The organism is Amycolatopsis sp. NPDC051102, assembly GCF_040682815.1.
In the GTDB taxonomy this organism is placed as follows: Bacteria; Actinomycetota; Actinomycetes; order Mycobacteriales; family Pseudonocardiaceae; genus Amycolatopsis.
The window spans coordinates 91,959-113,266 of record NZ_JBFBBT010000029.1; the positions used below are offsets into that span (position 1 = coordinate 91,959).

Annotated in this window: 18 protein-coding genes; 10 read left to right on the plus strand and 8 right to left on the minus strand. The window is 72.0% G+C overall.

Annotated features, from left to right (window positions below):
* Positions 1-16: 16 nt before the first annotated feature.
* Both AB0M93_RS43875 and AB0M93_RS43880 read left to right on the plus strand, forming a co-directional pair.
* A complete protein-coding gene (locus AB0M93_RS43875; protein ID WP_364285915.1) occupies positions 17-487 on the plus strand; it encodes a DUF4231 domain-containing protein in 471 nt (156 codons plus the stop codon).
* A complete protein-coding gene (locus tag AB0M93_RS43880) occupies positions 484-4,455 on the plus strand; it encodes an NACHT domain-containing protein (protein WP_364285917.1) in 3,972 nt (1,323 codons plus the stop codon). Before AB0M93_RS43875 ends, AB0M93_RS43880 begins: the two co-directional genes overlap by 4 nt.
* On the opposite strand, the gene AB0M93_RS43885 is transcribed toward AB0M93_RS43880, so the two are convergent.
* Positions 4,452-5,273, minus strand: coding sequence for a hypothetical protein (locus tag AB0M93_RS43885; RefSeq protein WP_364285919.1), 822 nt, complete (start codon positions 5,271-5,273; stop codon positions 4,452-4,454). The genes AB0M93_RS43880 and AB0M93_RS43885 overlap by 4 nt on opposite strands.
* A gap of 1 nt (position 5,274) precedes the next feature.
* Positions 5,275-7,023 carry a proline--tRNA ligase gene (locus tag AB0M93_RS43890; RefSeq protein WP_364285921.1) on the minus strand — a complete coding sequence of 583 codons (1,749 nt, stop codon included), beginning with the start codon at positions 7,021-7,023 and terminating at the stop codon, positions 5,275-5,277.
* Between the two features lie 122 nt (positions 7,024-7,145).
* Here AB0M93_RS43890 and AB0M93_RS43895 point away from each other — a divergent pair, with 122 nt between their 5' ends.
* Together AB0M93_RS43895 and AB0M93_RS43900 are read left to right on the plus strand one after the other, a co-directional pair.
* On the plus strand, positions 7,146-7,499 hold the full coding sequence (locus AB0M93_RS43895; protein ID WP_364285923.1) for a VOC family protein: 354 nt from the start codon (positions 7,146-7,148) through the stop codon (positions 7,497-7,499).
* Between the two features lie 118 nt (positions 7,500-7,617).
* Positions 7,618-8,520 carry a 2-hydroxyacid dehydrogenase gene (locus AB0M93_RS43900; RefSeq protein ID WP_364285925.1) on the plus strand — a complete coding sequence of 301 codons (903 nt, stop codon included), beginning with the start codon at positions 7,618-7,620 and terminating at the stop codon, positions 8,518-8,520.
* Positions 8,521-8,535: 15 nt separating this feature from the next.
* Here the strand turns inward: AB0M93_RS43900 and AB0M93_RS43905 are convergent, their stop codons facing one another.
* The gene (locus tag AB0M93_RS43905) at positions 8,536-9,489 is read right to left on the minus strand and encodes a GNAT family N-acetyltransferase (protein WP_364285927.1); all 954 of its coding nucleotides are present in this window, start codon (positions 9,487-9,489) and stop codon (positions 8,536-8,538) included.
* 55 nt (positions 9,490-9,544) lie between these two features.
* On the opposite strand from AB0M93_RS43905, the gene yaaA reads away from it, so the two are divergent.
* Positions 9,545-10,291 carry a peroxide stress protein YaaA gene (gene yaaA / locus AB0M93_RS43910; protein ID WP_364285929.1) on the plus strand — a complete coding sequence of 249 codons (747 nt, stop codon included), beginning with the start codon at positions 9,545-9,547 and terminating at the stop codon, positions 10,289-10,291.
* Here yaaA and AB0M93_RS43915 read toward each other — a convergent pair.
* Complete coding sequence (locus AB0M93_RS43915; RefSeq protein ID WP_364285931.1) at positions 10,278-11,366, minus strand: FAD-dependent oxidoreductase; 1,089 nt, start codon at positions 11,364-11,366, stop codon at positions 10,278-10,280. The genes yaaA and AB0M93_RS43915 overlap by 14 nt on opposite strands.
* Before the next feature lie 83 nt (positions 11,367-11,449).
* Here AB0M93_RS43915 and AB0M93_RS43920 point away from each other — a divergent pair, with 83 nt between their 5' ends.
* Positions 11,450-12,004 carry a suppressor of fused domain protein gene (locus AB0M93_RS43920; RefSeq protein ID WP_364285933.1) on the plus strand — a complete coding sequence of 185 codons (555 nt, stop codon included), beginning with the start codon at positions 11,450-11,452 and terminating at the stop codon, positions 12,002-12,004.
* On the opposite strand, the gene AB0M93_RS43925 is transcribed toward AB0M93_RS43920, so the two are convergent.
* From AB0M93_RS43925 to AB0M93_RS43935, 3 genes are all read right to left on the minus strand, one after another.
* A complete protein-coding gene (locus AB0M93_RS43925) occupies positions 12,001-12,540 on the minus strand; it encodes a TetR/AcrR family transcriptional regulator (protein ID WP_364285935.1) in 540 nt (179 codons plus the stop codon). The two genes, AB0M93_RS43920 and AB0M93_RS43925, sit on opposite strands and share 4 nt — an antisense overlap.
* Positions 12,541-13,344 carry an SAM-dependent methyltransferase gene (locus AB0M93_RS43930; protein WP_364285937.1) on the minus strand — a complete coding sequence of 268 codons (804 nt, stop codon included), beginning with the start codon at positions 13,342-13,344 and terminating at the stop codon, positions 12,541-12,543.
* A gap of 67 nt (positions 13,345-13,411) precedes the next feature.
* A complete protein-coding gene (locus AB0M93_RS43935; RefSeq protein ID WP_364285939.1) occupies positions 13,412-14,263 on the minus strand; it encodes a LysR substrate-binding domain-containing protein in 852 nt (283 codons plus the stop codon).
* Positions 14,264-14,345: 82 nt separating this feature from the next.
* Between AB0M93_RS43935 and AB0M93_RS43940 the strand changes: the two genes are divergently transcribed.
* Positions 14,346-15,233, plus strand: coding sequence for an MBL fold metallo-hydrolase (locus AB0M93_RS43940; protein WP_364285941.1), 888 nt, complete (start codon positions 14,346-14,348; stop codon positions 15,231-15,233).
* Between the two features lie 6 nt (positions 15,234-15,239).
* Here AB0M93_RS43940 and AB0M93_RS43945 read toward each other — a convergent pair whose 3' ends face one another.
* Positions 15,240-16,772 (minus strand): NAD(P)/FAD-dependent oxidoreductase, encoded by a 1,533-nt coding sequence (locus tag AB0M93_RS43945; protein ID WP_364285943.1) that lies wholly within the window; start codon positions 16,770-16,772, stop codon positions 15,240-15,242.
* 282 nt (positions 16,773-17,054) lie between these two features.
* Between AB0M93_RS43945 and AB0M93_RS43950 the strand changes: the two genes are divergently transcribed.
* The 3 genes from AB0M93_RS43950 (at position 17,055) to AB0M93_RS43960 (ending at position 21,217) form a co-directional block, all read left to right on the plus strand.
* Complete coding sequence (locus AB0M93_RS43950) at positions 17,055-18,017, plus strand: RIO1 family regulatory kinase/ATPase (protein ID WP_364285945.1); 963 nt, start codon at positions 17,055-17,057, stop codon at positions 18,015-18,017.
* Positions 18,018-18,340: 323 nt separating this feature from the next.
* A complete protein-coding gene (locus AB0M93_RS43955) occupies positions 18,341-19,942 on the plus strand; it encodes a DEAD/DEAH box helicase (protein ID WP_364285947.1) in 1,602 nt (533 codons plus the stop codon).
* 99 nt (positions 19,943-20,041) lie between these two features.
* Entirely contained in the window at positions 20,042-21,217 is a 1,176-nt protein-coding gene (locus AB0M93_RS43960) for an 8-amino-7-oxononanoate synthase (protein WP_364285949.1), read from the plus strand.
* Positions 21,218-21,308 lie beyond the last annotated feature (91 nt).

Sequence of the window (21,308 nt, forward strand, 5' to 3'; positions counted from 1 at the left end):
TGCTACATTCGTCGTCGTGTCCGACGAGCCCACCGGCGAACTCGCCTTTCTGCGCTCCGAACTCGACCAGCAGCTGCGCCGCTACTCGAAGCGCCGCAAGCGAGACAAGCGGAAGGCGTTCGGGCTGCGGCTGTCGACGGTTCTGCTGTCCGCGGCGATCAGCGTCCTGCTCGGGCTGCGGAACATCGACGGTTACACGGATCTGTTCGCGAACATCGCCCTCGGGCTGGGTGCGCTGATCACCGTGCTCGCGGCGGCGGACGCCTTCTTCTCCCACCGCGAGCTGTGGATCCTCCGCACGCAGACGGTCCGCGACCTGGAGAACATTTCGCGGGATTTGCGGTACTGCATGAGCAAAGAACCGTCGCAGGACGCGCTCAAGCAGGACGTCGAGCGCATCTACGCCGAGCTGAACCGCGCCATCGAGCGCGACAGCCGGAACTGGGACCGCCTGCGCGCACCTTCCGGCACGGACCCGAAGGAATGACCCGGACGGCGGTCGTCCTCACCGCCCTGCCGGTCGAGTTCACCGCGGTCGCCGAGCGGCTGGCCGGCGCGGCCTGGCAGACGCACGCCCAGGGCAGCCGGTACCTCGTCGGGACGTCGGGGGTCTGGCAGGTGGCCGTCGCGGAGATCGGCCGCGGCAACGAAGAGGCGAGCTATTCGACGGAACGCGCGCTCCAGCACTTCTCCCCCGACGTCGCGCTCTTCGTCGGCGTGGCGGGCGGCGTCAAGGACGTCGAGCTCGGCGACGTCGTGTTCGCCACCGAGGTGCACGGCTACGAGTACGGCAAGGAGGGCGCCGACGTCTTCCTGCCGCGCGGCCAAGCCGGCGCCGCGTCCTACGACCTCGTGCAGGCCGCCCGGTACCTGCGCCACGAGCTGACCGGCGGGTTCGCGGTGGTGGTCGAGCCGATCGCCGCGGGCGGCAAGGTGGTCGCGGACGCCGAAGCCCCCACCGCGGACGTCATCCGGCGCCACTACAGCCAGGTGGTCGCGACGGAACAGGAGGGGCTGGGGTTCGTCAAGGCCGCTTCGGCCCGGTCGGGGGTCTCGATCGGCGTCATCCGCGGGATCAGCGACCTGCTGTCCGGCAAGGCGGAAGCCGATCGCGCGGGCGGCCAGGAAGTCGCCGCACGGCACGCCGCCGAGTTCGCGTTCGCCCTGCTCGACGCGGTCGACCAGCCGGCGGGCTACACCGCCGAAGACGTCGCCGGCGCGCTGTTGTCGGCGTTGCTGCGGCTGCACCGGTGGCCGTCGCGCGACGAGATCCCGGCGCAAGGCCGCGACCGCAAGGAAAAGCGGAAGGCGGAACGGCTGCTCGAGGACCTCGAGGAGGTGCTGCTGGAACGCCTCGAACGAGCCGCCGCCACCTACGGCATCGACGACGCGGGGTTCTTCCGGCAGGTCACGTCCCGCCTCCGGCTGGTGGACCAGTCCCACGCGGCCGAGGCGGCGACCCTCCGGCCGCTCCTCGGCGAGGCGAAGTCCCCGGCCGAGGGCTACTTCCTGTCCGACGTCACGGCGTTCCTCGCCGGCGCGTACCTGGGTGTCCCCGACCTGCGCCGCGACGCGCTGTTCGGCGCGCTCGAGCGGGAGACGGACCTCCCGAAAGCCCTGGAGACGGCCCTCGACAGCGTCCCCCGCCGACAGCGGGCCCGCAACGAGGCCGTCGACGACCAGCTCTCGGCGGCGGCGTACACGACGGACTACCTGCGCGCGGTCAGCAACCGCCTGGACCACCTGGAAATCCTGGGCATCGACCTGGCCCGTTCGGTGGAGCGCTACGCCCTGACCCCGGCGTTCGTGGCGCTGTCGGCAGCGAGCGGCCAATGGGACGACGACCACACGTGGTCCGGCGGCCGCCGCAACGACGTCGTGAACGTCCTGGCGGCGGCGAATCCCCTGGTGCTGATCGGAGAAGCGGGGTCGGGCAAGACGACGTTGCTGCAGTGGATCGCGGTGTCGGCGGCCCGCGCCCAGCTGCCACCGCAGCTCGAGGTGTGGAAGGGCAAGATCCCCCTGGCTGTCCGGCTCCGGCGTTACGTGGAGCGGCCGCTGCCGGAGGTCGAGGAGCTGACGGACGAGGTGGCGTCGAGCCTCAGCGCCCGCAAGCCGTCGCGCTGGTGCACGGATCTGCTCGTCGCGGGCCGGGCCATCCTGCTGATCGACGGCCTCGACGAGCTCCCCATTTCGCGCCGCCCGGCGGTCCAGACCTGGCTGGACGACTTGCTGGCGGCGTTCCCCGACAACGTGTTCATCATCAGCGGCCGCCCGGCGGCGTTGAGCCACCCGGGTCTCAAGCTGAGCCGGTTCGCCGCGGCCCAGCTGGATCCGATGGGACCGGACCAGATTTCGGCACTGGTGCGGCAGTGGCACGTCTCGACGAGCAGCTCGTTGCCGAAGGACCAGCAGGAAAGCCACCGCGCCAAGGGAAACCTGGTCGCCGAGCACATCCTGAACAGCCCGGCACTGTTGGATCTGGCCCGCACGCCGTTGCTGTGCGCGGTGTTGTGCGCACTCGCGTACGCACGAAAAGGGGTCAGCAGCCTGCCACGACGACGCCTCGATCTGTACGAGACGGCGCTGGTCATGCTGGCCGGCCGGCGGGACACGGAACGCAACCTCGCGATTTCGCCGTTGGGTCCGCAGGAACGGCTTGCGTTGCTGGAAGATTTGGCCCAGTGGTTGATCCGGAACGACCATTCGGAGATCGCGAAGGACAAGGCACTCAGCCACGTAGGCCAGACGCTCCGGTTGCTGCGTGCGGACGCGATCACCGCGGAAGAAGCGTTGCAGGACCTCGTCGAGCGGTCCATCCTGCGCGAACCGGCACCGGGTGTCATCGACTTCGCCCACCGGACGTTCCTGGAGTACCTGGCGGCGCGGTGGATGAGCAACCAGGGTGACTTCGGCGCGCTGCTGTACCGGGCCGCGGATCCTTCCTACGCCGGGGTCATCGCGTTGGCCGTGGGCATGGCGCGGCCGGGGGAAGCCACCGGTTTGCTGGCGAACCTGTTGACCAAGGCCGAAACCGCGGCTCAGGCGGACCAGGAACACCTGTACAGCCTCGTGACGAGCTGTGTGGACGCGTGCCTGCGGGTCGACGAGAGCGTGACGCGCAGGCTGGAGTCGTACCTCGAGTCCCTGGTACCGCCGCTCAACAGCGACGCGATGTTGAAGCTGGTCGCGGCCGGGGACACCAGTGTCGGCTTGATCGAGCAGTTCCTGGTCACGACAGCGGACAATGACCATGCCCTCGAACGCTGTGTGGAGGCGCTGGGCCGCATCGGCACACCCAGGGCGCTCAAGGTGCTGATCGACCTCCCGGTGGCGCTTCGCCGAGCGCTCGCCCAGAGCCTGGTCGATGCCTGGTCCTTCTTCCCGCCCGCCGAATACGCGGAACAGGTGCTGACCCCGCTTCACACACCCATTGCGGTGGAATTGCGGGATCCCACCCGGGTGGCCTTCACCGGACAACTCGGCCGCGATTACCTGGTGCACTACATCTCTTCAACCGGCTGGGTGATGGATCGGGAATTCGGAACTCACGCCCACCTGACCAGGGTGACCCTGAACTCCGAGCTCATCACGGAAATGCTCGATCATCTCATGAGCATACCGGGGCTGCAGTCCATTCAGACAGCGGATATTCTCCTCGGCGCCCGCAACGAACTCGACATTGTCCTGCCAAGAAACGAGAGTCTTACGAATCTGGAGCTTTGTTTCAATAATATTACGTTAGAGAAATACGTCCTGGACTGCGCATTTTTCCATGCCGCCCCGAACCTGACTGATTTGCGCATCACCGGAGAAGGGTATATCCACCTCACCAACCTCGAGGCTCTTGACTCATTGAGCAAGCTCGAGAACCTGGAGATCGAAGGATTCCGGCTGTCCGACGTGGAGACCGGGGAGGTGAGCCTCCCCGCCCTGCGTTCGCTGAGCATCCCTTGGTGGCCGCTGGGCGACCTCGGCCCCTTCGCGCGCTGCAGCAACCTCGAGGTGCTCGACGCTCCGGACTCGGAGCTCGAGAGTCTGCACGGCATCGGCGGCATGACGGGCCTGCGCAGCATCACCCTGTTCGGTTGCGACTCCCTCACCGACATCGGCGAACTGGCCCGGCTGACCGCCCTCGAACACGTCGACCTCACCGGCTGCCTCGCCCTCGACGACGACGCCCTCGACATCGTCGAAAAGCTCGCCCGCGAGATCGACTTCGAAATCGCCGGCTCCAGCGTCGACGCCTACCTGCGCAACGCCCCGCTGCAGATCCTCACCGAGCACGTCCCCGACGCCTGGCCCGACGCGATCGCCATGCTCGACGACGACATCGATGTGACCCAGGAGGACTTCTTCGTCCGCTCGGTCGTCGGCGCGACCGCCGCGGAAGACGAATTCACCCACGGCTGGATCGTCGGTGATCTCGAGGCGTACGAAAGCCGGCCGCTCTAGCGGGACGTGGTCGGCGGCGGAGTCGTCGTACTCCGGTCCGCCGCCGGGACGAACCGGTAGCTGCGCACGATCCGCTCCAGCTCCTCCCGCCCGGAACGGTCGCTGTCCGCGTACGCCACCACCACGCCGGACGTGCCCGAGTTCCCGCCGAACGCCAGCGCCGCCACCAGCGCGTGCCGGGACGTGCACTCCCCCGTCTTCGCCGGGGTCACCTCGGCGACCACGAGCCGGGCGGGCACCTCGGTGCCGTCGGCGCGGGGAATCTGCGCGTCCGATCCGAGGCCGACCTGGGGTGATCCGCCGTAAGCGGCCGTTGCCAGGTCCGTTGCCGCCTTGTGCGCTGCCGCCTCGAGGTCCGGCAGCGGCTCCGTCGTGATGCCCGCGCCGCCGCACTTGCCGAGGAACGCGCTGGTGATCAGCCTGATCCCGGTCCAGCCGTGCTGCGTGCCCGGCGCGGGCTGCCAGTTCGGCGGGACGTCGTAGGCGTACGAACCGTCGCGGCCCGCCACGGACTGCCAGCCCGCGACCACCGCCGGGACCGCCGCGCGCGGCGAGGGCGTCGCCACCAGCGGTGCAGGCTGCGGCGAGGACGACGCCGGGTGCTGCTTGCCGGCACCCAGCGCGTTCAGCACGCCCGCGACCAGGGCAATGAACGCCAGACCGAACCACGGCGCCCGCCGCCACTTCAGCGGCTTCGGCTTCGGCCGGATCCGCTTCGGCTGGGCTCGCGGGGCGTCCGCGGGTTCGTAACCGCCGAACCCGCGGAGCGCCGCGTTGTCCTCGTAGCCCGGCGTCGCGTCTTCGGAACGCCGGCTCATCTCAGCTCCGGACGAGCTTGACCAGGTGCTCGACGACGGCGTCGACCGCGATCTCCTCGCGGTCGCCCGAGCGCCGGTCCTTGACCTCGACGACACCGTTGGCCAGGCCGCGCCCGACGACCAGGATGGTCGGCACGCCCAGCAGCTCCGCGTCGGCGAACTTGACGCCCGGAGTCGCCTTGCGGTCGTCGAGGATGACCTCGATGCCCGCCGCGTCGAGGTCGGCGGCGATCTTCTCGGCGCCGGCCGCGATCGTCTCGTCCTTGCCCGCGATGACGATGTGCACGTCGAACGGCGACACCACGCGCGGCCAGATCAGGCCGAGGTCGTCGTGGTTCTGCTCGGCGAGCACGCCGACCAGCCGCGAGACGCCGACGCCGTACGAACCCATGGTGATCCGGATGGGCTTCGAGTCGGGGCCGAGCGCGTCGACCTCGAAGGCGTCGGTGTACTTGCGGCCGAGCTGGAAGATGTGCCCGATCTCGATGCCACGCGCGGCGACCAGCGTGCCGTGCCCGTCCGGCGACGCGTCGCCTTCGCGAACCTCGGCGGCCTCGATGGTGCCGTCCGGGGTGAAGTCGCGGCCGGCGAGCAGGTCGACGACGTGGTGGTCGACCTTGTCGGCCCCGGTGACCCAGGCGGTGCCGGGGACGATCCGCGGGTCGGCCAGGTAGCGCACGCCGTTGTCCTGCAGCGCCTTCGGGCCGATGTAGCCCTTGACCAGGAACGGGTTCTTCGCGAAGTCGGCCTCGTCGAGCAACGCCACCTCGGCGGGCTCCAGCGACGCTTCGAGGCGCTTCATGTCCACTTCGCGGTCACCCGGAACCGCGACGCAGACCAGCTCCCAGTCGGCGGAACCCGGCTGACGCGTCTTGAGCATGACGTTCTTCAGCGTGTCCGCGGCGGTGAACGTGCGGCCCAGGCCGGCGTCGTTGAGGAAGGTGACCAGCGACTCGATGGTCGGCGTGTTCGGCGTGTGGTGCACCTGCGCCTCGGGGCGGCCCTCGATGGGCTGCGCGGCCGGCGCGGGCGTGACGACGGCTTCGACGTTCGCCGCGTAGCCGGACTCGGTGCTGCGGACGTAGGTGTCCTCACCCGTCTCGGCGACGGCGAGGAACTCCTCGGACGCCGAGCCGCCCATCGCCCCCGACGTCGCCTTCACGACGACGTACTCGAGGCCGAGCCGGTCGAACAGCTTCACGTAGGCGTCGCGGTGGGCCTGGTAGGAGCGGGCGAGGCCGTCGTCGTCGAGGTCGAAGGAGTAGGAGTCCTTCATGACGAACTCGCGGCCGCGCAGGATGCCGGCGCGGGGGCGGGCTTCGTCGCGGTACTTGGTCTGGATCTGGTACAGCGTGACCGGGTAGTCGCGGTACGAGCTGTACTCGCCCTTCACGGTGAGCGCGAACAGCTCCTCGTGGGTCGGGCCGAGGAGGTAGTCGGCGCCCTTGCGGTCCTTGAGGCGGAAGAGGCCGTCGCCGTACTCGGTCCAGCGGCCGGTGGCCTCGTAGGGCTCCTTCGGCAGCAGCGCGGGGAACTGGATCTCCTGCGCGCCGATGGCGTTCATCTCTTCGCGCACGACGGCCTCGATGCGGCGCAGCACCCGCAGGCCCAGCGGCAGCCAGGAGTACCCGCCCGGGGCGACCCGGCGGACATAGCCGGCGCGTACCAGGAGCCGGTGGCTCGGTACCTCGGCGTCCGCCGGATCCTCGCGCAACGTGCGAAGGAACAACGACGAAGTCCTGGTGATCACTGCGGGGCTCCCTGCGCCGGGCGGGTGTGAAAGTCCCGCTCAGGGTAGTCAATACCCCGGCCGTGACTCCAACGGGTTACTCGGCGGCCGGTTTTGTCGGTGGTCCCCGCTAGCTTCGGGGCATGGCGATCCACATGGGCATGATCACGATCGACTGCGCGGACCCCCAGGGGCTGGCGCGGTTCTGGACGGCGGCACTGGGCACGACGGTGGCCGACGACTACGGCGAGTTCGTGGTCCTCGCACCGCCCCCGGGCAGCGGCCTGCCGCTGGGGCTGCAGCGGGTACCGGAGGCCCGGACGGGCAAGAACCGGGTCCACATCGACTTCGGCGGTGACGACCGCAAGGCCGAGGTGAAGCGGCTCGTGGAGCTGGGCGCGAAGGAGGTGGCGGAGCACGAGGTGCCGGGGCTGGCGTGGACGGTGCTGGTGGATCCGGAGGGGAACGAGTTCTGCGTGTCGGAGCGCGTGCACTGAGGGACGGTCGGAGGCGGGAGGGGGCGGCCCGGCGATCGTCGGTCCCGCGCGGCCGCCGGTCGGCTGGGGCTCGTCACCTGTGCGGCTGCTGCGCGCCCGTTGCGGGTAGAAAGGCGGCATGAGTGCTCGCGTGCTTCTGCCCTGGACCGATATCGAGGTGCCGGAGGGAGTCGAGGCCGCTTACTACGACGGGACCGGCTCCCCTCCCGGTGCGCTCGGGGATGTCGAGTTCTACGTGCTGCCCTACGACCGGGGGCCCGAGCCGCCGAAGCTGATCAAGGAACTTCCTTCACTTCGTGTGGTTCAGTCGTTGTCCGCCGGGGTCGAGGCACTCGTTTCGCTTCTGCCCGACGGTGTCCTGCTCGCCAACGGGCGGGGGCTGCACGATCTGAGCGTCGCCGAGCATGCCCTTGCCCTCATCCACGCCGGCCAGCGGGATCTGCCGCGGTGGTTCGCGCAGCAGGCGCGGGGCTCGTGGGTGCGCGAACACACCCGGTCGCTGGCCGACAGCCGGGTGCTGCTCGTCGGGTACGGGGCCATCGGGCAGGCCATCGAACGGCAGCTCGTCGCCGCCGAAGCCGTGGTGACCCGGGTGGCCAGCCGGGCGCGGCCGGCCGAGGGTGTGCACGGTGTCGACGAGCTCGACGCCCTGCTCCCCCAAGCCGACATCGTCGTGCTGGTCCTGCCCGACACCCCCGGCACGCGGGGGCTCATCGGCGCCGAGCAGCTCGCCGCCCTGCCCGACGACGCTCTCCTCGTCAACGTCGGCCGCGGCACGGCTGTCGACACCGACGCCCTGCTCGCCGAGACCCGGACCGGGCGGCTGCGTGCCGGGCTCGACGTCGTCGATCCGGAGCCGCTGCCCGCCGATCATCCACTGTGGACGGTTCCAGGCGTGGTCATCACGCCGCACATCGCCGGCGGGTCCGCGTCGTTCTACCCGCGGGCGAAGAAGCTCGCCGCCGAGCAGCTGCGGCGGTACGTACGAGGTGAGGAGCTGCTCAACCTCGTGGCGCCCTGACGGCCACCGCCGCGGTCAGGACAGCACGTACACGTGCCACTCGTCGTCGACGCGATACCCGCACCGCTCGTAAACCCCCAGCGCGCGGTGCGCATTGTCGACGTCGACGTTGAGGGCTGAGCGGTCGAAGCCCGCGGCCTTCGCCGCCTGCAACGTGTGCCCCAGCAACCCCGATGCGACGCCGCGGCCGCGCAGCACCCCGCGTGTTCCCACCCAGGTGGCGTAGTGCTCGCGGATGCCCGTCGCCGCGGTTTCGGACTCGTAGTGGTGGCTCAGGACGAACGCCAGTACCTTGTCGTCCGCCACGATCAGGAACGACAGGTCCGGACGGAAGTCCTTCGAGCCCGTGACCAGGTGGCGCCAGGCGTCCGGCTCGTACACCGTGCTGCCCCAGTGGTCGGCGAACGTGTCGTTGCGGGCGTCGAGCACCGCGAGGTCGTGCTCGAACGTGAACGGCGCCGCCTCGTAGCCGTCCGGGAGCGGTGGCTGGGGCGGCAGGTCCGCGAGGCCGACGCGCATGTTCACCATCGTCCGGCCGTGCCGGTAGCCCGCGCGGGCCAGCACGCCGGCGATCCAGCGCTCGTTCTCGTGACTGCCGTGGTGCAGCTCCAGCGGCGCGCCCGGGAACGTGCGCTCGTGGAGCTCGCGGCTCGTGCGCGAGAACCACTCGGCCAGGTGACTGCCGACCTCGTCGGTCCGGTACTCCGGGTGCACCACCGACTGGAGCCGGATCATGTGCACCGGGTCGGCGGCGTCGCGACGGCGGGCCAGGCCGTAGCCGGCCAGGCGGTCGCCCGCCCAGATGCCCACCGTGGCGCGGGGCAGGTCGACGTTGGGCCCTGCCAGCTCTTCGCGGAGGTCGTCCGCGCTGAAGTGCTCACCCGTCCGGTCGACCTCTTCGGCCGCCGCGTACAGCCGGGCGAGGGCCGCGGCGTCGGCGAGGGTCAACGGGCGCCAGGTCAGGTCCATGGCCGGAGGCTAGGCCGGACGGCGGCGCCCGCGCACCCCGATTTACGCTCGGGGCGTGCTGGTGCTGCTCCCCCCTTCCGAAACCAAGGCCGACGGCGGGCGCGGTGGCGCGCTCGACCTCGGCGCGCTGTCCTTCCCCGAGCTGAACCCGACGCGCGCGAAGCTCGCCGACGCGCTGGTCGAGCTGGCCGCCGACGTCCCCGCCGGCATCGCCGCGCTCGGGCTCACCGAGCGCCAGGCCGGGGAGGTCGCGCGCAACGCGCAGCTGTGGACGTCGCCGACCATGCCGGCGCTGCGCCGCTACACCGGCGTCCTCTACGACGCGCTCGACGTCAAGAGCTTCACCAGGGCCGGGCTGGAGAAGGCGCACCGACGGCTGGCGGTGACGTCTTCGCTGTTCGGCGTGGTGTCGGCGACCGACCCGATCCCGGCGTACCGGCTTTCGGGCGGCAACTCGCTGCCTTCGCTCGGCACCGTCCGCGGGCTGTGGAAGCCGGTCCTCGAGCCGGTGCTGCAGGCGGTCGAGGGCCTGGTCGTCGACCTGCGCTCGGGCACCTACTCGGCGTTCGCGAAGCTGCGCCCGGACGCGGTGACGGTCCGGGTCGTCACCGAAAACGCCCGCGGCGAGCGCGTGACGGTCAGCCACTTCAACAAGGCGTACAAGGGCCGGCTGGCGCACGCTCTGGCGGCGACCCGGGCCGAACCGTCCACTGTGGACCAGCTGGTCAAGGTGATCACCAAGGCCGGCCTGGTCGTCGAGCGGGCCGGCGAGTACGCGCTGGACCTCGTCACCGAGGGCTGAGGCCGCCGAACCGGTCCGGGGCGAAGGGGCTCAGGTCGAAGCCGGGGTCCTCGCCCAGCGCAAGCGCGGCGACGAGCTTTCCCGCGAACGGCGCGTTCGTCAGCCCGCCCGCGCCGAAGCCCGTCGACACCGCCAGCCCCGGGCGGAGCAGGCCCAGCACCGGGAGCCCGTCCGGGGTGCCGGGCCGGAAGCCGACGCGGGTCTCCGCGAGCGTTGCGTCCGCGAGGCCGGGCGCCACCGCCAGCGCGTTCTCCAGCACTTCGCGCTGGCCGGCGGCCGTGACGCGGTAGTCGAAGCCGGCATCCGCCTCGCGTGTCGCACCCGCGACGACGCGTCCGCCGCCGAACGCGAGCAGGTAGTGGCTGGTGCGCGGCAGGACGACCGGCCAGGCCGCCGTGTCCGTGCCCGGCAGGTCGAAGTGGCTGATCTGGCCGCGGTGCGGCGTGACCGGCAGCTCGATCCCCAGCGGGGCCAGCAGTTCGCGGCTCCATGCGCCGGCCGCGACGACGACGCTGTCCGCCTCCAGGGGGCCGTCCGGGCCGGCGACCGTGCCGTCGGCGCGGAAGGCGACCTCGCCTTCGACGAACTTCGCGCCCCGGCGCTCGGCGGCCGACAGCAGGGCTCGGCGCAGCAGGTGCCCGTCGACGCGGCCGGCGCCGGCCAGGTGCACCGCGCTCAGCCCGGGCGCCAGCGCCGGGAAGAGCTCGCGGGCCTGCGCCGGGTCGAGGCGTCGCACCTCGCCGATTTCGGGCGCGCCGGCCGCGCGGGACGTCAGCCGCTCGTGCGCTGCGGTCAGCTCGGCGTCGTCGGCCGACACGATCATGCCGCCGACGACCTCGAACGACGAACCTTCGAGCTCCGCGGCGAACTCCCGGTAGTACCGGCCGGCGGCCGCCGCCAGCGGGTACAGCGCGTCGTCCCAGCGCGAAGTCCACGGGCTGACGATCCCGGCGCCGGCCTCGGTCGCCGTCCCGGGCCGCGCCGCGTCCGCCACGACCACTTCCGCGCCGCGGCCCGCGAGGTGCCAGGCCGTCGCCGCGCCGCCGATTCCGCTGCCGATCACGAGCACTCGCATACTCCCCACCCTGCCCGATCTTGCCGCGCCCGGGCCAACGGGATTGGCCGCGTCCGGGCCCGGCCGGTCGTATGCTGCGCGCCATGCCGAGCCGTGCCGAGCGGTATGTCGCCCATCTCGACACCCTGACCGGGTCCTCGCAGCCCCGGCTGCAACCCATCCCGTCGACCCGGGCCGGGCTCGACGACGTCATCGCGTTCGTCTACGCCGACGAACCCGAGCCGCGCTACCTGACCGGCGCGACCTACGGCCTCTCCCTGGCCGACCACCCCGAGTGGCACGGCGTGAAGCCGGAGCTGTGGATCAGCGTCCGGTCCGACGACCCGGTCTGGGCGCTGGCCATCGGCTACCTCGCCGAGCAGCTGCGCGGCACCTGCCCGTTCGTCTACGGCGACACGATCGACTTCGGGCAGCCGATCGCCCCGGAGTCGGCGATGACGGCGTTCGCGGTCTCGGCGCCCGCCGGCCTCGACGCGCACCAGTACACGCTGATCGACATCGGCGGGGCGCCGGTCAGCATCGCCGGCTGCTACCCGGTGCACGACACCGAGCGGAAGTACATCCGCGAGCACGGCATCGACGCGTTCTGGCAGCTGGACTGGGACCTCTACGACGTCCGCCGCCCGCCGGTGGTCTAGCCGTCACGAACGGGCCGCACGAACTCGCGGACCGCGGCGACGAACGCCTCGGCGTCCAGGTCGTCGTCCCACGAAGCCTGCAGCAGCAATCCCTGGTAGATGGCCACGAGCACGCGGATCACAGCATCCGGCGCGATATCCGCGAACGCCTCCCGCTGGTCGTCGACGCCTTGGCGGGCGAGGGCGCGGATCCGGGGCTCGCGGACGGTTTCGGCCCACGCCTGCAGGCCCAGGTTCCGCCGCTGCGCCGCGTCAGGGCCTGCGATGTCCCGCAAGAGGCCGAGGTAGGCGGCGAACGGATCCGCTGCGCTTCCCAGGCCGGCGGTCCGGGTCGTGTGCCACTCGCCGACGATCGCCAGGATCATGTCGTCCTTGCCGGCGAAGTACCGGTAGATCAGCCCGGCGGACAGGCCGGACTCCTTGACGATGTCCTGCATCGACGTGCGGTGGAACCCGTTGCGGGCGAAGCAGGCGGCCGCGGCTTCGAGGATCTCACGGCGGCGGCTCGCCAGGTGCTCCTCACTGACCCTGGGCATCTACCGGACCACCGCCCACGCGATCCGGTAGAACCCGGCAGCGGGCTCGTGCCGGCCGTAGCGGGCGGCCGCTTCCTCCGCCGACAGGTCACCCTTCAGGTCCAGCCCGCGTTCGGCCAGGTAGCCGGGGACTTCAGCGGGCCGGAAGCCGAACGTCCACGGCTCGCCCACCTTCGCCACCGCCCGGTGCCAGGGTGTGTCGGCGTCGAGCGCCGCCCGGTCGACGTAGGTGAAGATGATCGTGCTGCCCGGCGCGGTGATCGTGACGAGGTCGCGGAGGGTCGTGTCGATGGCCTCTTCGGTGAGGTAGTTGGTGACACCCTCCCAGACGACGGCCGTGCGCTTGGCCGGAAACCCGGCGAGGGCCCTCAGGAGCCGGTCGGCGGCGAGGTCGACGGGTACGTAGCGGACGTGCGGCCGGTCGGCGATGCGCTTCCGCTTGGCCTGCTGGGTCAGGGGGTGGTCCACCTCGTAAGTGGCCGGCATGCCGGGAATGCGGTGGGCGCGGCTGTCGTAGCCGGCGCCCAGCAGCAGGACCTGTTCCGGCTCGGCCTCGGCGAGCAGGTCGTCGATCAGCCGGGTGCGGGCGACGGCGGACGTGCGCGGGCCCCCCGGATAACGGTGGTCGATGGCCCGCGCGATGCCGTGACCGAGCGGCGGGACGGCCGCGGACCGCACGAGCCAGCGGTAGCGGGCCGGCAGGAACCGGATGGCGAGGTCGTCGGCGAAGAGCCGGTCGCGGCGCCGGGTTTCGAGGGCGCGGAACAGGGCGACGTGCTCGGCGGTCCGGCTGGCGGTGCGCATGCCGCCAGTATAGTGAATGAACGTTCGTTTTTCCATGGATCCGCGGTCGCGACTCTCCGGGCGCCGTTCAGTCGCGGTAGGCGGCCGTCGCGATCCGGGCGAACGAGCCGATCAGCGGGTTGGCGTCGCCGTCCCGCCACGCGACCACGACCGGATTCGGCGCCATCCCGGACAACGGCACCACGACCAGCTCGCCCGGTGGGTGGTGCCCGAGCGGCATCAGCCCGACGGTTCCGTTCCACAGCACGGCTTGCAGGCACTCCTGGACCGCGCGCACCACCGGCCCTTCCCGGGGTTCGCCGCCGTGCCAGTACTCCTGCCAGCGCGCGTCGGTGCCGTCGGGGAACCGGAACCAGCGCCGTCCGGCCAGGTCGGCCAGTTCCAGGTGGTCGCGGCCGGCCAGCGGGTCGTCGGCACGCAGGACCGCACCCACCGGGTCGGCCCGCAGCCGGTGCACCGTCAGGCCGGTCTCGTCGAACGGCCCGCGGGTCAGCGCGACGTCGACCAGCCCGGCGCGCAGCCCGCACGTCGGGTCGGTCAGGTCCGTGTCGCGCACGCGCACCTCGACCTCCGGGTGCTGCCGCCGGTAGGCGTCGGCCAGCCGGGCCGCACCCGGGTCGGCGCCGTCGCCGAGGAGGCCGACGGTGAGCGTGGGCGTGCCCGCCGCCGTCGCCACGCGCACCCGGGCCCGGTCGGCCTGGTCCAGCAGCACCCGCGCCTCGGCCAGCAGCGCCGCACCCGCCGGGGTGAGCGTGACCCCCGCCGCGGAGCGCACCAGCAGCGCGGCACCGACGTCGGCCTCCAGCTGCTTGATCGCCCGGCTCAGCGGCGGCTGGCTCATGTGCAGCCGCGCGGCCGCCCGGCCGAAGTGGAGTTCCTCGGCGACCGCGACGAAGTACCGCAACGTGCGCAGCTCCATGACCGGCGACGATATGCGCCCGGTATCGGCACCACCGAACCGGTCTTGGACGACCACCGCCCGCCGGCGGTGGAATCGGGGCATGACCGAACTGACCGACCCCGCCGTGCGCGTCACCGGCGCCCGGGAGATCGCCCCCGACGTGCTGGTGATCCCGAACGACCACGTCGACCTGGTGCCCAACATCGGCGTCGTGGGCGGCACCGAAGCCGTCCTCGTCGTCGACACCGGCATCGGCACCGCCAACGCGGAGCAGGTGCTGGCCTTCGCCCGCGAAGCCGCGAAGGGCCGCCGCCTGTACCTGACCACGACGCACTTCCACCCCGAGCACGCGTTCGGCGCGCAGGTGTTCGCCGGTGAAGCCACGTACCTGGTCAACCGCGGCCAGGCCGAGGACCTGGACACCAAGGGCCCGGGCTACCTGGAGATGTTCCGGAGCCTCGGCGAGGTGATCGCCCGCCGCCTCGACGGCGTGCGGCTGCCGGTTCCGGACGTCGTCTACGACGGCGGGTACGACCTCGACCTCGGCGGCCGGACCGTCCGGCTGCGCCCCACCGGCCAGGGCCACACGAAGGGCGACCAGGTCGTCGAGGTCCCGGACGCCGGCGTCCTGTTCACCGGCGACCTGGCCGAGACCGGGCAGTTCGCGATCTTCCCGTGGTTCCCGCCGCACGACACCGACGTCTCGGGTGTCGGCTGGCTGGCGGTCCTCGACCGGCTGGCCGCCGCCGGGCACCGGGTGGTCGTCCCCGGGCACGGAGAGGTCGGTGGCGGGGCGGTGCTCACCGACGTCCGTGCCTACCTGCGGGAACTGCGGGACGAGACCTGGCGCCGGCGGGACTCGGCGATGGGCGTGGACGAGATCATCGCCGAGGTCCGTTCGCTGCTCGTCGAACGCCACCCGGACTGGGCCGGCCGGGAGTGGATCGAGCCGGGCGTCGCGTGTCTGTGCACCGAACACGACGCCTGACCCGGATCACCCCGCGCCGAGCACCGCCATCGCCGCGTTGTGGCCGGGGATGCCGCTGACACCACCTCCTCTCGCAGCTCCCGCGCCACAGAGCAGGATGCGCTCGTGCGCTGTCTCCACGCCCCAGCGGCCGGCCTGCGCCGGATCCGCCGCGAAGGGCCAGGAGAGGTCCCGGTGGAAGATGTGCCCCGCCGGCAGACCCAGCTCGGCTTCCAGGTCCAGCGGGGTTTTGGCTTCCACACAGGGTTTTCCGTCCGGCCCGGACAGCAGGCAGTCCTCGATCGGCTCGGCGAGCACGCTGTTCAGCGAAGCCAGCGTCGCGCGCAACGCCGCTTCGCGCGCCTCTTCGTTGCGCCCCTCGAACAGGCGCGCCGGCATGTGCAGGCCGAACAGGGTGAGCGTGTGCGTGCCGGCCGCGCGTTCGGCCGGGCCGAGGATCGACGGATCCGTCAACGAGTGGCAGTAGATCTCGCACGGCGGCAGCGTGGGGATCCGTCCCGCCGCCGCCTCGCGGTACGCCGCCTCCAGTTGCGTGAAGGTTTCGTTGACGTGGAAGGTGCCCCCGAACGCCTCGGCCGGACCGACGTCCGGGTCACGCAGCCTCGGCAGCCGCGTCAGCACCATGTTCACCTTGAGCTGCGCCCCTTCCGGCGCGCTCGGCGAGGCCTCGCCGAGCAGCCGCGCCAGCGTGGACGGCGCGACATTGGCCAGGAGGTGGCCGCCGTGGACGACGTGCTCGGCGTCGCCACGGCGGTAGCGCACCTCGCCGTCCGGGTCGACCGAGAGCACCTCCGCGCCGGTGACCAGGCGCGCGCCCGCCGCGGCCGCCGCCGCGGCGAGCGAACCGGTGACCGCGCCCATGCCGCCGACCGGGACGTCCCAGTCGCCGGTGCCGTTGCCGATCACGTGGTAGAGCAGGCACCGGTTCTGCCGCAGGTCCTCGCCGTCCGCCGGGGCGAACGTGCCGATCAGGGCGTCGGTGAGCACCACGCCGCGCACCGTGTCGTGGCCGAACCACGACGTGAGCGCTTCGCCGATCGGCCGTTCGAACAGCAAGGACCACGCCTCGGTGTCGCCGACGCGTTCGCGGAAGTCCACTTCGGACAGCAGTGGTTCGGTGAGCGTCCCGAACGCGCGCCCGGCGACGCGCCCGGTCAGCTCGTAGAACCGCTGCCACGCCGAGAAGTCCGATGTGGACCCGGTGACCGCCCGGAACGACGACGCCGTCCGGACGGCGTCGTCGTTGTCGACAAGAAGACCGGTGCCGCCCGACGGGGTGTAGGACGACGTCCGGCGCCGTCGCAGCTCCACGTCGAGGCCGAGGTCGGCCACGATCTTCTTCGGCAGCAGGCTGACCAGGTACGAGTAACGCGAAAGCCGGACGTCCACGCCCTCGAACGGGCGGGACGAGACGGCGGCGCCACCGGTCTCCCCCCGTCGTTCGAGCACGAGCACCGACCGGCCCGACCGCGCCAGGTACGCGGCCGCGACCAGGCCGTTGTGCCCGCCTCCGACGATCACCACGTCGTAGGTCTGCATCCGCCCCTCCTCCGGTCTGCCTGCCCGTTCATCGTGACCACGCCGCGGGGCCGAATTCAAGGAAACGTCACAAATACTCCTTTCGCGGCGCACCGCGAAATCCGGTTGCACCGCCGCGGACCGCTCCGGCATCCTGGGCGCACCCGGCGGGAAGCCGGTGCGTGAGAACGAGGAGGTGCCTGACGTGATGACTGTCCGGGCCTTTTCGCGCCCTCACCCACCCGCCCCCCGAGGCTGACCACGCGCCCGGTGGGGCACCCCCGATCGAGGAGAACCCCACCAGTGCGCCAGCACGACTTCGAAGACTTCGACCTGTTCGACGACCAGCCCACCCGACGCCAGGCGCGTTCGCGCCGCAACGGGCGGTTCGACGAACCCGAACCCACGCGCCGCGGCCGGCTGACCGAAGGCGAACGCGTCCGGCTCGCGAAGCTCCGCGACGACGCCTACACCGAACGTCAACTGCCCGAAGGCGCCGACCGCTGGTCCACCTGGGACGACGCCGAACACGGCCCGCTCCCCCGGCCGGACTGGGTCGTCACCGAGCTCGCCGCCGTCGACACCGACCTCGGCGTCCTCAAGACCGGCAAGGAAGCCGACGTCCACCTGCTGCGGCGGGGCCTGCCCGGCACCCCGGGCACGCTGCTCGCCGCGAAGCGGTACCGCAGCGACGAACACAAGCTGTTCCACCGCGACGCGGGCTACCTCGAAGGGCGGCGGATGCGCCGGTCCCGCGAAAACCGGGCGATGGCGCAGCGCAGCGCGTTCGGCCGCAACCTCATCGCCGAGCAATGGGCGGTCGCGGAGTTCGCCGCGCTGAGTCGCCTGTGGACGCTCGGGGCGCCGGTGCCCTACCCCGTTCAGCGCAACGGAACGGAACTGCTGCTCGAGTTCCTCGGCGAGGACGACGGCACCGCCGCGCCGCGGCTGGCCCAGGTCCGCCCGGACCCGGACGAGCTGCGGGACCTGTGGTTCCAGGCCACCGCGGCGCTCGACCTGCTCGCCTCGGAGGGGCTCGCGCACGGCGACCTCTCGGCGTACAACCTGCTGGTGCACCGGGGCCGGCTGGTGGTGATCGACCTGCCCCAGGTCGTCGACGTCGTCGCCAACCCCGGCGGCGGCGAGTTCCTGGCCAGGGACGTGCGCAACCTGGCCGGCTGGTTCCACGGCCGCGGGCTCGGCGAGGATGTCACCCGAACGGAAGAACTGCTGGCCGAGCTCGTTTCCGCGGCCGGAATCGGGTGATTCCGCGGCGGCGTCGCGGCTGTGGTGCGGAACACGGCTGCGACGCCGCCCACAACGGGTGACCTCGATGAGTAGGACTGGCTCCGGTTCGGGTACAGTGAGTACAGACCGCAACCGGCGGCGTGGATGAGTTGGTGTCCGTCGCCTCCAGAGCCACCGAATGGCTCGCGGTGATCCGTAACCCAAGCGGCGCGCAGTGTCGGCAAGCGATGACACGGTGTGCCGGGTCCGTCCCTGTGAACGCCCATCGCACACCATCTTGCCCTGCCTGCGCGCGGGCTGCCCGGGCCTCCCTTGCGACGAACCACGTCCGAGAGGCATTTGTGACCGTCACGTTCAACTCCGGCCCTTCCTCGACGTCCGCGCACGCGGACCGTCCCGACCGCAAGCCGCGCACCCGCCCGGCCGGTGGGGACATGCTGCGCGACGACGCGGTCGAGCTTGTGGCCACCAAGACCTTCGCCCAGCTGGGCCTGCCGGAGCCGCTGCTGCGCGCGCTGGCCGACGCGGGCATCAACAGCCCCTTCCCGATCCAGTCCGCGACCATCCCGGACGCGCTGGCCGGCCGCGACGTGCTGGGCCGCGCCCAGACCGGCTCCGGCAAGACCCTCGCCTTCGGCCTGGCCATGCTGGCCCGGCTCGACGGCGGCAAGGCCCGCCCGAAGCGCCCCCGCGCGCTGATCCTGGTCCCGACCCGCGAGCTGGCCATGCAGGTCGCCGACTCGCTGACCCCGCTGGCCAAGTCGCTCGGCCTGTGGTGCCGCACGGCCGTCGGCGGCATGGCCTTCGCCCGCCAGGCGGACGCGCTCTCCCGCGGTGTCGACCTGCTGATCGCCACCCCCGGCCGGCTGTCGGACCACGTCCGGCAGGGCACCGCGCACCTGGGCGACTGCAACTTCATCGCCCTCGACGAGGCCGACCAGATGGCGGACATGGGCTTCATGCCGCAGGTCCGCGAGATCATGGACCTCACCCCGCCGGGTGGCCAGCGGCTGCTGTTCTCGGCGACCCTCGACGGTGACGTCAACCGCCTGGTCCGGCAGTACCTGACCGACCCGGTCACGCACTCGGTCGCGCCGTCGACCGCGAGCGTGACGACCATGGACCACCACGTGCTCCAGGTCTCGCACCAGGACAAGCAGGACGTCATCACGCAGATCGGCGCCCGCGACGGCCGCACGATCATGTTCGTGCGCACCAAGCACCACGTCGACCGCCTCGCCGAGCGGCTGCGCGAGCAGGGCGTGAACGCGGCGGCGCTGCACGGCGGCAAGACGCAGGGGCAGCGCAACCGCGTCCTGGCCGACTTCAAGGAAGGCCACACCCCGGTGCTGGTCGCCACGGACGTCGCCGCGCGCGGCATCCACGTCGACGACATCTCGCTGGTGCTGCACGTCGACCCGGCGGCCGACCACAAGGACTACCTGCACCGCGCGGGCCGCACGGCGCGCGCCGGGGCGTCCGGTGTCGTCGTCACGGTGGCCACGCACGACCAGCGCCGGATGGTCCGCCGGCTGACCGACCGCGCCGGCGTGCGCGCGGAGTCGACCACGGTCCGCCCGGGCGACGCCGAGCTGACCCGCATCACCGGCGCCAAGGAGCCCAGCGGCGAGCCGGTCGTCGAGCGGCGGCGCGAGAGCCCGCGTCGCGGCGGCGGTGGCGGTTTCCGCGGCGACCGCGGCTTCGGCGGCGCGAACCGTGGCGGCGAGCGCAGCGGCGGCTACAGCCGTGGCGGCGAGCGCAGCCACACCGGCGGCGACCGTGACCGTGGTGGCGAGCGCGGCGGCGACCGTGGTGGTTACCGCGGCGGCGACCGCGAAGGCCGTCCCGGCGGCTTCGGCGGCCGCAGCCGTCAGCCCCGGTCGGGCAACGGCGGTGGCTACGGCCGCCCGAGCCGTGGCCCGCGTCGCGGCTACGACAGCTGATCCTTTCCTTCGGAAGCCCCGGACCTCGCGGTCCGGGGCTTCCGGCGTTTCCGGGCCCGCTTGGGGGAGCTTCGAGGCCCGGGTGGGAGACTGCGGGACGTGACTACGCCGCCGACGCTCCCGCCCGACGAGGTTTTCGACTGGCTCGACGCCGAGGCGGAGAAGCGGGCGAACGCCGGGCTGGTGCGGCAGCTGCGGCCGCGGCCCGCGCAGGCCGACGAGCTGGACCTGGCCGGCAACGACTACCTCGGGCTGGCCCGCGACAAGCGCGTCGCCGGGGCCGCCGCGGCCGCCGCGCTGCGCTGGGGCGCCGGGTCGACCGGATCGCGGCTGGTCACCGGATCGACCGAGCTGCACACCGAGCTGGAGCTGGAGCTCGCCCGGTTCTGCGGCGCGCAGGCGGCGCTCGTGTTCTCCTCCGGTTTCGCCGCGAACCTCGGCGCGGTGACGGCGCTGTCCGGGTCCGAGTCCGCGATCGTCACCGACAAGTACATCCACGCGTCGCTGATCGAGGGCTGCCGGCTGTCGCGCGCCGACGTGGCCGCGGTCGCGCACTCGACGCCGTCGGCGATCAAGCACGCCCTGGCGACCCGGCGCAAGCCGCGGGCGCTGGTAGTGACGGACTCGGTGTTCTCGGTCGACGGCGACCTCGCGCCGCTGGACGAGCTGGCCGGGATCTGCCGTTCGCACGGCGCGGCACTGCTCGTGGACGACGCGCACGGCTTCGGCGTCCTGGGTGAAGGCGGCCGCGGCGCGGTCCACGCCGCCGGGCTCTCGGGCGCGCCCGACGTCGTCACGACGTTGACGCTGTCGAAGTCCCTCGGCGCCCAGGGCGGTGCGGTCGTGGGGCCGCGCCGGGTGATCAAGCACCTCATCGACACGGCGCGCAGCTTCATCTTCGACACCGCGTTGGCGCCCGCGAGCGCCGCGGCCGCGTTGGCGGCGTTGCACGCGCTGAAGGAGGAGCCGGGGCTGGCGGCGAAGGTCGTCGAGAACGCGGGCAACCTGGCGATGTCGTTGAAGGCGGCCGGGCTGAAGGCCAGCGTGCCGGACGCCGCCGTGATTTCGGTGCAGGCGCCGTCCGCGGAGACGGCCGTCGCGTGGGCGGCGGCGTGTGCGGAGCAGGGCATCCGCGTCGGATGCTTCCGGCCGCCGTCGGTGCCGGACGGGATCTCGCGGCTGCGCCTGACGGCGCGGGCCGACCTCACGGAGTCCGATGTGGACCGTGCGGTGAAGGTGATCACCGCGACCGCACCGCGCGGCGCGGCGGTCTAGGTGTGATGTCCGGGGAGGTTGGTCAGCCGGGTGACCGGTGGCTTGCCGCCGGTTGAGCTGTGGGGTCGATGGTGATTGTAGAAGTGCAGCC

Bases quoted from the DNA above. Each gene is read 5' to 3' on its own strand.
- AB0M93_RS43880 (WP_364285917.1), top strand. From the start codon at position 484: ATGACCCGGACGGCGGTCGTCCTCACCGCCCTGCCGGTCGAGTTCACC.
- AB0M93_RS43885 (WP_364285919.1), bottom strand. From the start codon at position 5,273: ATGAGCCGGCGTTCCGAAGACGCGACGCCGGGCTACGAGGACAACGCG.
- AB0M93_RS43895 (WP_364285923.1), top strand. From the start codon at position 7,146: ATGGCGATCCACATGGGCATGATCACGATCGACTGCGCGGACCCCCAG.
- AB0M93_RS43900 (WP_364285925.1), top strand. From the start codon at position 7,618: ATGAGTGCTCGCGTGCTTCTGCCCTGGACCGATATCGAGGTGCCGGAG.
- AB0M93_RS43905 (WP_364285927.1), bottom strand. From the start codon at position 9,489: ATGGACCTGACCTGGCGCCCGTTGACCCTCGCCGACGCCGCGGCCCTC.
- AB0M93_RS43915 (WP_364285931.1), bottom strand. From the start codon at position 11,366: ATGCGAGTGCTCGTGATCGGCAGCGGAATCGGCGGCGCGGCGACGGCC.
- AB0M93_RS43920 (WP_364285933.1), top strand. From the start codon at position 11,450: ATGCCGAGCCGTGCCGAGCGGTATGTCGCCCATCTCGACACCCTGACC.
- AB0M93_RS43925 (WP_364285935.1), bottom strand. From the start codon at position 12,540: ATGCCCAGGGTCAGTGAGGAGCACCTGGCGAGCCGCCGCCGTGAGATC.
- AB0M93_RS43930 (WP_364285937.1), bottom strand. From the start codon at position 13,344: ATGCGCACCGCCAGCCGGACCGCCGAGCACGTCGCCCTGTTCCGCGCC.
- AB0M93_RS43935 (WP_364285939.1), bottom strand. From the start codon at position 14,263: ATGGAGCTGCGCACGTTGCGGTACTTCGTCGCGGTCGCCGAGGAACTC.
- AB0M93_RS43940 (WP_364285941.1), top strand. From the start codon at position 14,346: ATGACCGAACTGACCGACCCCGCCGTGCGCGTCACCGGCGCCCGGGAG.
- AB0M93_RS43945 (WP_364285943.1), bottom strand. From the start codon at position 16,772: ATGCAGACCTACGACGTGGTGATCGTCGGAGGCGGGCACAACGGCCTG.